The organism is Dactylosporangium sp. NBC_01737 (genome assembly GCF_035963215.1).
Lineage (GTDB): Bacteria > Actinomycetota > Actinomycetes > Mycobacteriales > Micromonosporaceae > Dactylosporangium.
Window position 1 is genome coordinate 8764830 of the sequence record NZ_CP109153.1, and the last position, 14972, is coordinate 8779801.

14 protein-coding genes and 1 riboswitch are annotated in these 14972 nt (G+C 70.6%); of the genes, 12 read left to right on the forward strand and 2 right to left on the reverse strand.

The features are described 5' to 3' along the window. Nucleotides 1-39: 39 nt before the first annotated feature. From OHA72_RS39815 to OHA72_RS39850, 8 genes are read left to right on the forward strand one after another with little or no spacing between them, the layout of a single operon-like run. A complete protein-coding gene (locus tag OHA72_RS39815) occupies nucleotides 40-717 on the forward strand; it encodes a GntR family transcriptional regulator (protein ID WP_327001249.1) in 678 nt (225 codons plus the stop codon). An 8-nt stretch (nucleotides 718-725) separates the two neighbouring features. Continuing rightward, entirely contained in the window at nucleotides 726-1610 is an 885-nt protein-coding gene (locus OHA72_RS39820) for a carbohydrate ABC transporter permease (protein WP_327001250.1), read from the forward strand. Nucleotides 1611-1612: 2 nt separating this feature from the next. Then, the gene (locus tag OHA72_RS39825) at nucleotides 1613-2494 is read left to right on the forward strand and encodes a carbohydrate ABC transporter permease (protein WP_327011754.1); all 882 of its coding nucleotides are present in this window, start codon (nucleotides 1613-1615) and stop codon (nucleotides 2492-2494) included. 31 nt (nucleotides 2495-2525) lie between these two features. Then, entirely contained in the window at nucleotides 2526-3812 is a 1287-nt protein-coding gene (locus OHA72_RS39830) for an ABC transporter substrate-binding protein (protein ID WP_327001251.1), read from the forward strand. Beyond that, the gene (locus OHA72_RS39835; RefSeq protein WP_327001252.1) at nucleotides 3809-4963 is read left to right on the forward strand and encodes a mandelate racemase/muconate lactonizing enzyme family protein; all 1155 of its coding nucleotides are present in this window, start codon (nucleotides 3809-3811) and stop codon (nucleotides 4961-4963) included. Before OHA72_RS39830 ends, OHA72_RS39835 begins: the two co-directional genes overlap by 4 nt. Beyond that, complete coding sequence (locus tag OHA72_RS39840; RefSeq protein WP_327001253.1) at nucleotides 4956-5693, forward strand: SDR family NAD(P)-dependent oxidoreductase; 738 nt, start codon at nucleotides 4956-4958, stop codon at nucleotides 5691-5693. Before OHA72_RS39835 ends, OHA72_RS39840 begins: the two co-directional genes overlap by 8 nt. Continuing rightward, nucleotides 5693-7132, forward strand: coding sequence for a glycoside hydrolase (locus tag OHA72_RS39845; protein WP_327001254.1), 1440 nt, complete (start codon nucleotides 5693-5695; stop codon nucleotides 7130-7132). The genes OHA72_RS39840 and OHA72_RS39845 overlap by 1 nt, the downstream gene beginning before the upstream one ends. After that, nucleotides 7129-7716, forward strand: coding sequence for a bifunctional 4-hydroxy-2-oxoglutarate aldolase/2-dehydro-3-deoxy-phosphogluconate aldolase (locus OHA72_RS39850; RefSeq protein ID WP_327001255.1), 588 nt, complete (start codon nucleotides 7129-7131; stop codon nucleotides 7714-7716). The genes OHA72_RS39845 and OHA72_RS39850 overlap by 4 nt, the downstream gene beginning before the upstream one ends. A gap of 69 nt (nucleotides 7717-7785) precedes the next feature. Here the strand turns inward: OHA72_RS39850 and OHA72_RS39855 are convergent, their stop codons facing one another. Both OHA72_RS39855 and OHA72_RS39860 read right to left on the reverse strand, forming a co-directional pair. Continuing rightward, nucleotides 7786-8937: a hypothetical protein gene (locus OHA72_RS39855; protein ID WP_327001256.1), complete on the reverse strand. Its 1152-nt coding sequence runs from the start codon at nucleotides 8935-8937 to the stop codon at nucleotides 7786-7788. Continuing rightward, a complete protein-coding gene (locus OHA72_RS39860) occupies nucleotides 8934-9278 on the reverse strand; it encodes a PadR family transcriptional regulator (RefSeq protein WP_327011755.1) in 345 nt (114 codons plus the stop codon). Before OHA72_RS39860 ends, OHA72_RS39855 begins: the two co-directional genes overlap by 4 nt. A gap of 118 nt (nucleotides 9279-9396) precedes the next feature. On the opposite strand from OHA72_RS39860, the gene OHA72_RS39865 reads away from it, so the two are divergent. From OHA72_RS39865 to OHA72_RS39880, 4 genes are all read left to right on the forward strand, one after another. Beyond that, on the forward strand, nucleotides 9397-9756 hold the full coding sequence (locus OHA72_RS39865) for a PadR family transcriptional regulator (RefSeq protein ID WP_327001257.1): 360 nt from the start codon (nucleotides 9397-9399) through the stop codon (nucleotides 9754-9756). After that, nucleotides 9753-11120: a permease prefix domain 1-containing protein gene (locus OHA72_RS39870; RefSeq protein ID WP_327001258.1), complete on the forward strand. Its 1368-nt coding sequence runs from the start codon at nucleotides 9753-9755 to the stop codon at nucleotides 11118-11120. The genes OHA72_RS39865 and OHA72_RS39870 overlap by 4 nt, the downstream gene beginning before the upstream one ends. A 116-nt stretch (nucleotides 11121-11236) precedes the next feature. Next, nucleotides 11237-11459, forward strand: a riboswitch (cobalamin riboswitch). A gap of 194 nt (nucleotides 11460-11653) precedes the next feature. After that, entirely contained in the window at nucleotides 11654-13963 is a 2310-nt protein-coding gene (locus OHA72_RS39875) for a ribonucleoside-diphosphate reductase subunit alpha (RefSeq protein WP_327011756.1), read from the forward strand. Then, complete coding sequence (locus OHA72_RS39880) at nucleotides 13954-14958, forward strand: ribonucleotide-diphosphate reductase subunit beta (protein WP_327001259.1); 1005 nt, start codon at nucleotides 13954-13956, stop codon at nucleotides 14956-14958. The genes OHA72_RS39875 and OHA72_RS39880 overlap by 10 nt, the downstream gene beginning before the upstream one ends. The last annotated feature ends 14 nt before the right edge of the window (nucleotides 14959-14972 follow it).

A 14972-nucleotide genomic window follows, 5' to 3' on the forward strand; every position in this document is an offset into this window, starting at 1 on the left:
TAGATAGTATACTTTCGCCGAACCGGGGGAGTGGAACGCATGGCGCTCGCGGGATTCCAGACCAAGGCCGATCTCGTCTACGAGCGGTTGCGTGACGCGATCCTCAGCGGCGAGCTGAAGCCCGGCGAGCGGGTCAACGTCGACGCCCTGGCCCGCCAGCTCGGCACCAGCAAGATCCCGCTGCGGGAGGCGGTGCAGCGGCTCACCACCCAGGGCCTCGTCGTGCAGCCGAACCCGCACGCCGGCGCGCAGGTCGCGCCGCTGTCGCTGCGGGAGATGCGCGGCGTCTACCTCGCCCGTGGCGCCCTCGAGGGCCTCGCCGCCCGCGTGGCCGCCACGACCGTCAGCGACGCCGAGCTCGCCGAGCTGCAGCAGATGCACGAGCAGATGCGGCAGCGGCTCGTCGACGGCGACCACCGCGACCTGTCCACGCTCAACCGGCGGTTCCACACGGGCATCGCCGACGCCACCCATTACGCGACCTTGCGCGAGCTCACCGACCTGGCCCTGCTGCGCGTGCAGCACTACCGCATCGGCGTGCGCGTCGAGCCCGCCTGGGATCAGGTCATCAGCGAGCACTCCGCGATCCTCGACGCACTGCGCCGCCGCGACGCCGAGCAGGCCGAGCAGGCCGCCCGCGACCACGTCGAGTGGCAGCTGGGCGTCGAGCTGCGCGCGACCCTCGACCCTTCCCTCATCGACCTGGATGACGACTGAGGTACCACATGAATGTTCGTGGCGGTCTGAGCGACCGCACGTTCGGCTTCCTGCTGACGCTGCCCGCGTTGGCCCTGCTCGGCGCCGTGGTGCTGTACCCCCTCCTCGGCGCCCTCACCACCAGCCTGTTCGACCAGAGTCTGGTGCTGCCCGGCCGCTCGTTCGTCGGCCTGGACAACTTCCGAACGGTGCTGGACCAGAACTTCTGGCCGATCCTGCAGCACACCGTGGTCTTCACCGCCGGCGCGACCGTGGCGCCGGTCGTGATCGGGTTCGCCCTGGCATTGGCCCTCAACGCGAAGCTGCGTGGCCGGGCGGTGCTGCGCGGGTTGTTCCTGATGCCGTGGGTGATCCCGGGTGTGGTGGTGTCGTTCGTCTGGCTGTGGATCTTCAACGCGAACTACGGCCTGCTCAACGGCCTCCTGGTCCAGTTGCACCTGGTCGGCGAGCCGATCGTGTGGCTGGGCAGCCCGGGCACGGCGATGGCCGCGATCATCGTGGCGAAGAGCTGGGCCAGTTTCCCGTGGATCATGGTGATGCTCCTCGCCGGTCTGCAGACGGTACCGGTGGCGTTGCACGAGGCGGCGGCGTTGGACGGTGCGGGTGCGATCAACCGGTTCTGGCATGTGACGCTGCCGCACCTGCGGGGGATTCTCGGCATCGTCGTGCTGCTGGAGGTGATCTGGAACGTGCAGCACTTCGACATGATCTACGTGCTGACCGGCGGTGGCCCGGCGGGTTCCACGACGACGTTCGCCGTGGCCGTCTACGACACCGCGTTCAAGGCCTTCGACCTCGGTACCGCCAGCGCGCTCGGCGCACTCTGGCTGGTCCTGATCCTCGCCCTGGTCGTCGTCTACCTGCGGATGTCGGAGCGGGGTGAGCGCGCGTGACCATGACCCAGGAGCGCCCCACCCGCACCGTGCCGACGCCGCGAGCGCCGACCCGCAAGCCGCGCCGCCCGCGCACCCTCGCCCCCGCCATGACCGTTGCGCTGATCGGGATCTTCGCGTTCGGGCCGGTGTACTGGGTGCTGGTCACGGCGTTGACGCCGACGCATGACGTGTTCCGGTTCCCGCCGCATTTCATCCCCGACCGGGTCACCTTCGATCATTTCACCGCGATCTTCGACAACCCGAAGCTGTTGCGGTACCTGACCAACAGCCTGATCGTGTCGACGGTCACGGCGGTGCTGACCGTCATCGTCGCGGCCTACACCGGGTACTCGTTCGCCAAGTTCCGGTACCGGGGCCGCCGTTCGCTGATGTACCTGGTCCTGGCGTCGCAGATGTTCCCGCAGGCGCTGTTGCTGATCACCCTGTACCTGGTGTTCTCGCAGGTCGGGCTGATCAACTCGTATCTGGCGCTGATCCTGTCGTTCACCACGTTCACCCTGCCGCTGTGCGTGTGGATGCTCAAAGGGTTCTTCGACACCATCCCCGACGAACTCATCGAGGCCGCCAAGGTGGACGGCGCCGGGCAGGGCGCGATCATCCACCGCATCCTGCTGCCGGTGTCGCTGCCGGGGCTGGTCGCGACCGGCCTGTTCGCGTTCATCCGCGGCTGGAACGACTTCATCTTCGCCCTGACCCTCGCCGGACCTGACAAGCAGACCCTGCCGCCCGGTCTGGTCAACACCTTCCTCGGCGAGTTCGAGACCGCCTGGCCCGACCTGATGGCCGCCTCCCTGGTCGTGTCCCTGCCCGTCGTCATCGGCTTCACCATCCTCCAGCGCTACCTCGTCGCCGGCCTCACCTCCGGCGCCGTGAAGGGCTGAACACCCCCACACCCCGTTTCCTGGAGCCACCATGCCCTTTTCACTGACCAGAAGATCCGCCCTCGGCCTGCTCGGGCTCGGCGCCCTGGCCGCCTGCGCCCCCTCGACGAACACGCCCGCTCCCGCCGGCACCGAAGGCCTCAAGGACGACGGCGTCAAGGAGTTCCCGCTGACGTCGTGGTCGTTCAACGAGGCCGTGACGAAGCAGCCGATGACGGACGCCATCGCGAAGTACTCCGCCGCCAACGCGGGCGTGAAGATCAGTACTCCTTCGTATCCGTACAACGACTATCTCAACCAGCTGCTGCTGCAGGTCCAGGGTGGACAGTTGACCGGCGCGGTGCAGCTGGACGTGGCGTGGCTGGCCACCCTCGCCGCCACCGGCAAGCTCCTCGATCTCAAGAGCGTCGCCGCCGGTCTGGACTACGCCCCGGCCGCCCTCGCACTGGGGCAGTCCGGCGGCGTGCAGTACGGGCTGCCGTGGACGTTCGCCGGGATCGGGCTGATCAGCAACACCGAACTGCTCACCAGGGCCGGCGTCACCTCCGCGCCGAAGACCGTCGCGGAGTTCGAGGCGGCGCTCACCGCGGTCAAGGGCCTCGGCGGCGGGATCGTGCCCTGGGCCGGCATGACCAAGGTCGACCAGCTCAAGGACATCATCCCGTGGATGTGGGAGTTCGGCTCCCCGATCGTGGCGGGCAACAAGGTCGTCATCGGCGACGACGGCAGCGTCGAGGCCCTCACCTGGTACAAGAAGCTCTACGACCAGAAACTCATCGCCCCCGACGTCAACCGCGTCGACGCCCGCGCCCTCATGTCCCAGGGCAAGACCGCCTTCTACGAAGACGCCATCGGCGGCAAGGCGACCGTCACCAAGTCCTCACCCGACAAGGACCTCGCCGCCAAGATGGTGCCGATCGCCAGGCCGGTGAAGAACTCCGGCGACAAACCCCGGCACCTCGCCTGGGGCCAGGTCATCGCCGTCGTCAACGGCGCCGGCGCGGCCGCCGCGGCGAACTACGCCAAGACGGTCACCACCGACAAGGCCTACAGCATCGACTGGTTCACCAAGACCGGCCTGCCGCCGACCACCACCTCGGGCCTCGCCGACCCGGTGGTGAAGAACGACAAGTTCGCGAACGACTTCACCGAGCGGATCGGCGCGAACTCCAGTGCCAGCCCGTTCTGGGTCTACCCGCAGTTCTCCCAGATGGAGAAGGTCCTCGCCGAAGAGGTCCAGTCGATCCTCATCGGCAAGAAGAACCCCAAGGAGGCCCTCACCTCCGCCCGCGACCGGATGAACGCCCTCATCAAATGAAGCTCACCATCGCCTCCGTCGAAGCCGTCGCGCTCGCCGCACCGTTCGCGGGAATGTACGACGAGGTCCCCGAATGGCTGCTCACCCCGGCCTCCAGTCATCGCGTCATGCCACGGCTGGGCCAGTACACCACCCTCGTTCGTATCCGAACGGTTGACGGTCTCGAAGGGATCGGCGAGGCGTACGGGCTGCCGGAGCCGCGCGTGACGGCGACCATCGTCGGGCAGCTGCTGGCCCCGATGCTGGTCGGCCGGGACGCGGGTGCGTCGGAGGCGTTGTGGGAGCTCATGTTCGGCGCGCAGGCCGGCGCCGGACGCACCGGCGGGTTCTACCTCGAGGCGATCAGCGGGGTCGACCTCGCCCTGTGGGACCTGCGCGGCAAGGCCGCCGGGCAACCGGTCCACCGGCTGCTCGGCGGCCCTGTCCGCACCACCGTGCCCGTCTACGCCTCACCCATCCCATTCCTGCCCTCCACAGCACAGTCCGCCCAAACAGCACTGTCCTTCGTGGACAACGGCTTCCACGCCGTCAAACTCAAACTCGGCCGCGGCGAAACCACCGACCTCGCCCACGCCACCGCCGTCGCCGACGCACTCGACGGCCGCGCCGCCCTGCACGTCGACCTCAACTGCGCCTACGACGTCAACACCGCCATCCGCCTCGGCCACGCCCTGGAACACCTGGGCGTCCGCTGGCTCGAAGAACCCCTCGCCACCGACGACGTCGCCGGCCTCGCCGAAGTCAGAGCCGCCGTCCGGATCCCCGTCGTCACCGGCGAAAGCGAATTCATCCGATACGGCTACCGCGACCTCCTGCTCGCCCGAGCCGCCGACACCGTCATGCCCAACCTCACCCGCGCCGGCGGCATCACCGAAGCCCGCCGCATCGCCGCACTCTGCTCCGCCTTCCACGTCGACGTCTCACCCCACGGCGTCGGCTCCGCCATCGGCCTCGCCGCCGCCCTGCAGTTCGCCGCGGCAACACCCAACGCGACCAGCCTCGAATACAACCGGCTGCCCAACCCGCTCCGCGACGACCTGGCGGCACCACCGTCCCTGGTGGACGGTGCGCTCGTCGTGCCGGACGGCCCGGGACTCGGCGTGACCCTCGACGAGGACCTGATCACCCACTACGAGGTGTTCCGTGCCTGACCTCGCCGTGGTGACGGGCGCCACCGGCGGCATCGGATCCGCCGTCGCCGCCAGGCTCCGCGCGGACGGTTACCGGGTCGCCGGCCTCGACCGCGACGACGGGGACCTCACCGACGAGGCCGAGGTGGCCCTGCTGTTCGCCGGGCTCGGCACCGTCGGGGCACTGGTCCACTGTGCCGGCGTCACGGCCGGCGCACCCGCGCACGAGACGACCCTCGCCGACTGGCGCGCCGTCCTGGACGCCAACCTCACCTCCGCGTTCCTCTGCGCCAGGCACGCGCTGCCCGGCATGATCGCCGCCGGCCGGGGCGTCATCGTGACCATCGGCTCGGTCCACGGCCGCGTCTTCGCACCCGGCTACCCCGCCTACGCCGCCGCCAAGGCGGGGCTCGCCGCCTTCACCCGCCAGCTCGCCGTGGAGTACGGCCGGCACGGCATCCGCGCCCTCACCATCAGCCCCGGCTGGGTCGGCACCCCCGACGCGCTCACCCGCGTCGCGGACCCCGCCGACCTCGCGCGGCTCGCCGAGACCCAGCGCCCCGGCGAGCCGGCGGACGTCGCCGCCGCCGTCGCGTTCGCCGTCTCCTCCGGTGCCGCGCTGCTCACCGGCACCGAGATCGTCCTGGACGGCGGCGCCACCGCCGTCCAGCCCGCCGCCCTGCTCAGGCCCGGACCCCGGGCCCGCCTCGGCCTCCCGCCGCTCACGGAGGCCCCTCCAAAGGAGTCCTGATGCCTCTCACCCGCCGAACCGCCCTGGCCGCCGCCGCCGGGACGGCTGGTGCCCTCGTGGGCGCCGCCGTCCGGCCGGGCCCGTCCGCCGCCGCCGCGTCCGACTACGTCATCCGCCACGACCAGCCCCGCCAGACGATCCTCGGCCTCGGCGTCGAGATCCAGTCCGACTCGATCGGCTCCGGCAACAACGGCCTGCCGACGGCGACCACGTCCGTCCCGCACGACCTGGTCGCGTCCGAGCGCACCCGCATGTACCGCGACCTGCTGAAGATCCGCGACGACCGGGGCTTCCGCTACCTGCGGCTGGCCCTCGGCCTGTACCTGCGGGGCCTGGACAGCACGCAGCAGCAGATCATCGGCCGCTGGCCGACCCAGATGGCGGAGCTCGCCGAACTGATCGCCCAGTCCGGGATCGAGGGCGTGTCGGCCGAGTACTGGTCGCCTGCGCCCGGCTGGAAGTCGAACGGCAACTACGTCGGCGGCACGATCGCCTCCACCGACCCCGGCTGGCTCGACCAGTACGGCGACGCGATCGTGCGGGACCTTGCGTACCTGCGCGACAACGGCGTGCCCGTGAAGATGTTCAGCCTGCAGAACGAGCCCAGCATCAACTACGTCGCCTACTCCTGCTGCAGCTACAGCAACGACCAGTACTACAAGGCGTTCAAGGCCATCGCCCCGAAGATCCGCGCCGAGTTCCCCGGCATCTTCATCCACGCCGACGCCGAGAACGGCCAGCGCGGGCGGGGCGGCGCCCTCATCCGCGCCGACGCCACCGCACTGTCCCAGGTGGACGGCTGGTCGTTCCACCGCATCGGCAGCGACAGCAACGACCAGCTGCAGAACAACTACACCAGCGACGCCGCCGGCAAACCGGTGTTCAGCAACGAGTTCGAGTACCAGGTGCCGACCAGCGACTGGAAGATGGTCAACACCGCGCAGTCCATCATGAACTGGATGACGTTCCAGAACTCGCCGACCTGGTTCTGGCTGCACGCGCTCAAGCCGACCTACAACTCGGAGGCCTCCGGCTACTCGCTCGGCTTCTGGCGGCCCTATGACGACGACGACTTCACGAAGTACCCGAACATCGCCAAGGGACACTGGGACTACAACCCGCGCAACTTCAACGGCATCCACGGGTTCGTGAAGTACCTGCCGTGGAACTCGGTGCGCTACCAGGTCGACGAGGGCACGGTGCGCACCGAGCAGCGCATCATGGCGTGGAAGACCCCGCAGGGCAAGCTGGTCTTCGCCATGACGAACCGCAGCCTGTCCACGGTGACGTACACCGTCGACACCGGCAGCGTCCGGTCCTTCCAGGGGCAGCAGTACACGCCGACCGCCCGCAACACCAACCTGACCGACAAGACCGGCCCGGTGCTCACCGTCACCCTGCCACCGACGTCGGTCCAGTTCTGGATCGAGCGGCTGTGACCCTCGGCTTCGACGAACTGCTTGCGGGGCGCCCGCTGATGGCGATCCTGCGTGGGGTTCCCCTCGCGCGGGCCGTGGAGCTGGCGGGCGCCGTGTGGGACAGCGGCCTGGGCGTCGTCGAGGTGCCCATCCAGACCGGTGACGCCGTCGGCGTGCTGCGGGACCTCGCGTCCCGTGGCGCGCCGGTCGGCGCCGGCACCGTGCGCAGCACCGAGCAGGTCGCGATCGCGGCGGCGGCCGGGGCGGCGTTCACCGTCGCTCCGGGGTTCGACGCCGACGTGGCCCGCGCCAGCCACGATGCCGGGCTGCCGCACCTGCCCGGCGTCGCCACCGCCACCGACGTCCACCACGCGCTGCGGGCCGGCTGTCGCTGGCTCAAGGCCTTCCCCGCGGGGTCGCTCGGGCCGGGCTGGCTGCGGGAGCTGCGGGGCCCGTTCCCCGAGGCGCGCTTCGTCGCCACCGGCGGCATCGGCGCGCACAACGCCCGCGACCACCTCGACGCGGGCGCGGCGGCCGTCGGCGCCGGCGGCGCCGTGACCCGCGACGGCGGGCTCGCCGCCCTCCTCGACGTCCTGCGCGCCTGACGGTCACGTCCTGCGCGCCTGACGGTCACGTCCTGCGCGCCTGACGGTCACGTCCTGCGCGCCTGACGGTCACGTGATGACGATCTGACCCGACAGGCCGAGGAGAGCGACCACGAGACTCAGCGCGACCAGCCACACAACCGGATGCTTGGCGCGCGGCAGGGGACCGGCGGGCACCGCGACCGCCGGCGCGAACGCGGCGAGGACCGCCGTGCCGGCCAGGCCGAGCCCCGCCGCGGACGCCATGATGCTCGCACCGCGCAGCACCGCCGCGGCGATGAGGGAGTCGTGCGGCGACCAGCCGTCGATGGCGGCGAGCCCCAGGACGCCGGCGACGGTGGGCAGCAGCACGGTGACGACGCCGAGGGTCACCGACGACAGGCCGAGGATCATGGTGGCGGTGCGAAGCCGGGAACGGTGCCGGGCCCTGGCGTGCAGCGCCCAGGCGGCCAGGAGCCAGCCGGCGACGGCACCCGCGAGCAGCCCCGCGAGAGCCAGGGTCGTGACGGCGGTGGGTGCCGGGCGGTGCACGCTCACGATGAGATACACCGGGTCGTCGACGCTCCACGAGCCGCCACCGTTGGGGTCGCGGTCCCCGAGCAGCGCCGTGACCCGCACGATCTGGTCGCCCTTCGAGGCCCAGAACACACCGTCGGCGGTGGGCTGGTCGGTGCGCCAACCGGCCGCTGCCAACCGCTCCCGGGCGCCGGCCAGCACGGCGGCGACGTCCTGCGTGCCGGTGCGCAGACGCAGGTGGACCGCGCCGGGCGCGGGCGGCGGGCCGGTGCTGCCCTCGTCGCCCGGCGCCGTGCGGACGCCGAGCCAGTCCAGGTCCAGCGGGTCGCCGGGGTCGACCACGGGTGCCTGCGCGGGCTGCCCGAAGACCACCTGCGCGGTCGCGGCGCTCGCCGCCGCGGACGGCATCGTGCTCGACGCCTGCCAGCCGAGCCAGCCTGCCGCGGCGGCGGCACCGATCCCCATGAGCAGCGCCACGACGGTGGCGAGGACCGCGGCGGCCGCTCCGGGCGGCGGCAGGAACCGCGCCCGGGCACCGCCCGCGAGCAGATCGACGGCATCCCACGCCGTTGGGCGGCGCCGGTCGGGAGGGGCCGCGTCGAGCAGCGTCGTGAGGATCTCCGTGCCCTTGTCCCGCCGGAACCGGCGCGGGTACGCGAGGAGCAGCCACCGGTAGGCGCGCTCCAGCCTCGGGTTGTCGTTCATGACGCGCCGCCGGGCGCGAAGGCGAACCCGCCGGCCTCGTGGGTGCGCAGGCGGGCCGCGGCCATCGACGCGGCCGCGCGCATCCGCACCACCTCGGCGCCGAGCGCGGCGGACCCGGCGTCGGTCAGCCGGTAGTAGCGGCGCAGCCGGCCCTGCAGCGCCTCCTCGCGGTCCACGGCAAGGAGGCCCTCGGTGGTGAGCCGGTCCAGGGCCGCATACAGCGTGCCGGCCCGCAGCATCACCCGCTCCCCGGACAGCCGGGCCACCGTCTGCATGATCCCGTAGCCGTGCTGGGGTCGCTCGGCGAGGGCGGTCAGGATGTAGAACGTCGGCTCGTGCATCGCCATGCCGCCACTATACCGGCCATCGGTATATGCAATCCATAGGTACTTCAGTCGATCATTGCGGAGCTTGATACCTAGAAGTACTATGCATCGTACTTCTAGGGGTGTGATGTCCGTGAAGGTTGCCAAGGACCTGGTGGCCGCGTCGGCCACGCCGCTCGTGCTCGGCATCCTCGCCGAGGGCGAGAGCTATGGGTACGCCATCCTCAAGCGCATCAACGAGCTCTCCGGCGGCGAACTGGACTGGACCGAAGGCCTGCTCTATCCGCTGCTGCACCGCCTCGAGCGGCTCGGCCACGTCGAGTCGACCTGGCACGCGGTGGCGGGGGAGCGGCGCCGCAAGTATTACCGCGTCACCGACCAGGGGCTCGCCGAGCTCGCCGAGCAGCGCCGCCAGTGGGACACGGTCGTCGACACGCTCAAGGAGATCTGGCGCGCCCCCTTCACCGGCATCCCATTGGAGGGCCCGTCATGACGACACCGGACGAGGGCCTCGAGGCGCAGATCGGGCAATGGCGGCAATACGTGCAACGCCGCCGCGAGCTGCAGACGCCCGACGCCGACGAGCTCGAGGACCACCTGCGCGGCTCCGTCGACGAGCTCGTCGCCGCCGGCCTCAGCGAGGACGAGGCGTTCCTCGTCGCGGTCAAGCGCATGGGCAGCCTCGACGAGCTGTCCCGCGAGTTCGCCCGGGAGCACTCCGAGCGGCTGTGGAAGCAGCTGGTCCTCACCGGCGAGCCCGGCACCCCCGCCGCCGACACCCGCTCCCGGCGCACCCTGTGGGTGATGATCGGCTGCGCCGCCGGCGCCGCCGCGACGTTCAAGGTGCCGGAGCTGTTCGGCATGGACCTCGACGACGACGGCGTGTTCTACGCGACCAACATCGCCCTGTTCACCCTGCCGTGGCTGGCCGGGTTCCTCGCCTGGCGCCGGCGGGCGTCGCGCCCGCTGATTGCGGTCGTCGCCACGCTGTTCGTGCTCGGTGCCGTCGCCGCCAACGTCTATCCGCTCGGCGGGGACTCGCAGTCGCTGGTCATCACCGCCATCCACCTGCCCATCGCGCTGTGGCTGGTGGTCGGCCTGGCGTATGTCGCCGACGACTGGCGCTCCACCCGCCGACACATGGACTTCATCCGCTTCACCGGCGAGGTGTTCGTCTACTTCGTCCTCATCGCCCTCGGCGGCGGCGTCCTCACCGCGTTCATGTTCGGCACGTTCGAGGCCATCGGCGTGCAGCCCGAGACGTTCGTCAGCCATTGGCTGATCCCGTGCGGCGCCATGGCGACGGTCGTCGTCGCCGGTTGGCTGGTGGAGGCCAAGCAGAGCGTGGTGGAGAACATCGCCCCCGTCCTGACCCGCCTGTTCACCCCGCTGTTCACGGCGGTGCTGCTCGCGTTCCTCATCGCCGTCGGCGTCACCGCCTCCCGCATCGACGTCGAGCGCGAGGCCCTGATCCTGTTCGACCTGCTGCTGGTCGTGGTCCTGGGCCTGCTGCTGTACTCCATCTCCGCCCGCGACCCCCTCGCCCCGCCCGGCGGCTTCGACAAGCTCCAGCTCGCCTTGGTGCTCAGTGCCCTCGCCATCGACTTCCTGGTGCTCATCGAGATCACCGGCCGCGTGACGGAGTTCGGCACCACCCCCAACAAGGCCGCCGCCCTCGGCGAAAACGTGATCCTGCTGGTCAACCTGGCCGGCTCGGCACTGCTCCTGCTGCGTTTCATCCGCCGCCAGGGCAGGTTCGCCGCCCTGGAGCTGTGGCAGACCCGCCACCTGCCGGTCTACGCCGCCTGGGCGTGGATCGTCGTGCTCGCCTTCCCGCCGCTGTTCGACTTCGCCTGACCGCCAACCCGTGACCACGGGACGATCCTGGCCGCCGGCGACCCCCGGCGGCCGGTGATCGTGATGCGACACGCCGGCACGACATGTGGTGTGCGTGTTCCCGGTTGCCACCAGATATAGTCCGTGGCGCAGCTGGTTCGGCCGGGTATCCAGTCCGGTCGAGGCAAGAGGGAACCCGGTGCGAGACCGGGACTGCCCCGCAGCGGTGAGCAGGAACGAAAGCCGTCGAGTGAACACTGGGCCATCCGGGCCTGGGAAGTGACGGCCGGTAGGAGGTTCGCGGCGAGCGCCGTGACCGTGCCCGCGAGTCCGAAGACCTGCCAGCAGCGCCGCACGCCGGAGGACCGGGTGCGGCGGTCCGAGGCCGCGTGGGACGGCCGACGGCTGTGACGTGCCCGGACCGCCAGGCGAGCCGTGCCGTCCCCGCCTGCGTGTCCCGCGTTCGCCTCTTTCCGGAGACGAGCAAGAGGAGCACCAGGGTGACACTCACGCAGACGACCGCGCAGGATGCGCCGGTCCAGCGACGGGCGCAGATGCAGGTCCGCAAGCGCAACGGCGCGGCCGAGCCGGTCGACGTGAACAAGATCGTGCGGGCGGTCGGGCGGTGGGCGGACGACCTCGACGACGTCGACCCGCTGCGGGTGGCGACGAAGACCATCAGCGGCCTGTACGACGGCGCGACCACCGCGGAACTGGACCGGCTGTCGATCCAGACGGCGGCGGACATGATCGGTGAGGAGCCGCAGTACTCGCGGCTCGCGGCGCGGCTGCTGGCGGCGTACCTCGACAAGGAGGTCCGCGGGCAGGGCATCGCGTCGTTCAGCCAGGCGATCCGGGTCGGGCACGCCGAGGGGCTGATCGGCGCCGGGACCGCGCAGTTCGTGGCGGTCAACGCGCGCAAGCTCGACGACGCCGTCGACCTCACCGCGGACCTGCGGTTCGAGTACTTCGGGCTGCGCACCGTCGCCGACCGGTACCTGCTGCGGCACCCTTCGACGCGGCTGGTGGTGGAGACGCCGCAGTACTGGCTGCTGCGGGTCGCGTGCGGGCTGTCGACCACCCCCGCCGAGGCGATCGGGTTCTACCGGCTGATGTCGTCGCTGGCGTACCTGCCGAGCTCGCCGACCCTGTTCAACTCCGGCACGGCACACACGCAGATGTCGTCGTGCTTCCTCGTCGACTCGCCGCGTGACGAGCTCGACTCGATCTACGACCGGTACGCGCAGGTGGCGAAGCTGTCGAAGTTCGCGGGCGGGATCGGCATCTCGTGGTCGCGGGTACGGTCGCGGGGCGCGCTGATCCGGGGCACCAACGGCCTGTCCAACGGCATCGTGCCGTGGCTGCGCACCCTCGACGCGTCCGTGGCCGCCGTGAACCAGGGCGGGCGGCGCAAGGGCGCGGCCTGCGTGTACCTGGAGCCGTGGCACCCGGACGTCGAGGAGTTCCTGGAACTGCGGGACAACACCGGCGAGGACGCGCGGCGCACCCACAACCTCAACCTCGCCAACTGGATCCCCGACGAGTTCATGCGCCGCGTCGAGGCCGACGCGGACTGGTCGCTCATCGACCCGGCCGGGGCGCCGGAGCTGCCCGACCTGTACGGGGCGGCCTTCGACGAGGCGTACCGCGCAGCGGAGCAGGAGGGGAAGGCGGTGCGGACCGTCAAGGCCCGCGACCTGTTCGGCAGGATGATGCGCACCCTGGCGCAGACCGGCAACGGCTGGATGACGTTCAAGGACCCGTCGAACCGGCTCAGCAACCAGACCGGCACGCCCGGCGAGGTCGTGCACCTGTCGAACCTGTGCACCGAGATCGTCGAGGTGTCCAGCGACGGCGAGACCGCCGTGTGCAACCTCGGTTCAGTCAACCTCGCCGCGCACCTGACCGGCGACGGCATGGACTGGGAGCGGCTGCGGGCCACGGTCCGCACCGCGGTCACGTTCCTGGACCGGGTCATCGACATCAACTACTACCCGAGCGCGGAGGCGGCGGCGTCCAACCCGCGGTGGCGGCCGGTCGGCCTCGGCGTCATGGGCCTGCAGGACGTGTACTTCGCGCTGCGGCTGCCGTTCGACGCGCCAGAGGCGCGGGAGCTGTCGACGCGCATCGCCGAGGAGATCTACCTGACGGCGCTGGAGTCCTCCGCGGAGCTCGCCGAGCGGCACGGGCCGCACCCGGCGTATCAGCTGACCAGGGCCGCCCGCGGCGACCTGCAACCGGACCTGTGGGGCATCACCCCGGCGCAGGAGTCGCGGTGGGCTGCGGTACGGCAACGCATCGCCCTGCACGGGCTGCGCAACTCGCTGCTCATCGCGATCGCCCCGACGGCCACGATCGCCTCCATCGCCGGCTGCTACGAGTGCATCGAGCCGCAGGTGTCCAACATGTTCAAGCGCGAGACCCTGTCGGGGGAGTTCCTGCAGATCAACACGGCGCTGGTGCGGGAGCTGAAGTCCCGCGGGCTGTGGACGGCGCAGATCCGGGAGGAGATCAAGCGCGCCGACGGGTCCGTGCAGGGCATCGCGGCGCTGCCGGAGCAGACCCGGGCGCTGTTCCGCACCGCGTGGGAGCTGCCGCAGCGGGCGCTGATCGACCTGGCCGCGGCCCGCGGGCCGTACATCGACCAGAGCCAGTCGCTGAACCTGTTCATGAGCGCGCCGAGCATCGGCAAGCTCTCCTCGATGTACCTGTACGCGTGGAAGGCCGGCTTGAAGACCACCTACTACCTGCGGTCCCGCCCCGCGACGAGGATCCAGCAGGCGACGGTGTCGCTGGTGGCGCCCCCCGAAGACGCCGTGGCGTGCTCGCTGGAGAACCCCGAGTCGTGCGAGGCATGCCAGTGAGCCTCTTGGACCCCGGCATGGATCTGACGTTGCGGCCCATGCGCTACCCGCAGTTCTTCGACCGGTTCCGTGACGCCATCAAGAACACGTGGACGGTCGAGGAGGTCGACCTGCACACCGACCTCACCGACCTGGCGAAGCTCACCCCGGCGGAGCGGCACCTCGTGAGCCGGCTCGTCGCGTTCTTCGCCACCGGCGACACGATCGTCGCCAACAACCTCGTCCTCAACCTGTACCAGCACGTCAACTCGCCCGAGGGCCGGCTGTACCTGTCCCGGCAGCTGTTCGAGGAGGCCGTGCACGTCCAGTTCTACCTGAACCTGCTCGACACGTACCTGCCGGACGACACGGCGCGGGCGGAGGCGTTCGCGGCGGTCGAGAACATCCCCTCGATCCGCCGCAAGGCGGAGTTCTGCTTCCACTGGATCGACTCGCTCGGCGAGCTGCGGGAGCTGACGACCCGCGACGACCGGCGGGCGTTCCTGCTCAACCTCATCTGCTTCGCCGCATGCATCGAGGGCCTGTTCTTCTACGGCGCCTTCGCCTACGTGTACTTCCTGCGTTCCCGCGGCCTGCTGCACGGACTCGCGTCCGGCACCAACTGGGTGTTCCGCGACGAGTCGATGTACATGGCGTTCGCGTTCGACGTCATCGCCGTCGTCCGCGCCGAGGAGCCCGGCCTGTTCGACCACGAGCTGGCCGCGCAGGTCCGCGACATGCTGGCCGAGGCCGTCGAGTGCGAGGCGCAGTTCGCCGAGGACCTGCTCGGCCAGGGCGTGTCCGGGCTGTCGACCGCGGACATGCGCCAGTACCTGCAGCACGTCGCCGACCGGCGGCTCGCGCAGCTCGACATCGCACCGCTGTATGGCGCCGCCAACCCGTTCGGGTTCATGGACCTGCAGGACGTGCAGGAGCTGTCGAACTTCTTCGAGCGGCGGGTGTCGGCGTACCAGGTCGGCGTCACCGGCACGGTCACCTTCGACGACGACTTCTGAGCCGTCCGGCGGGG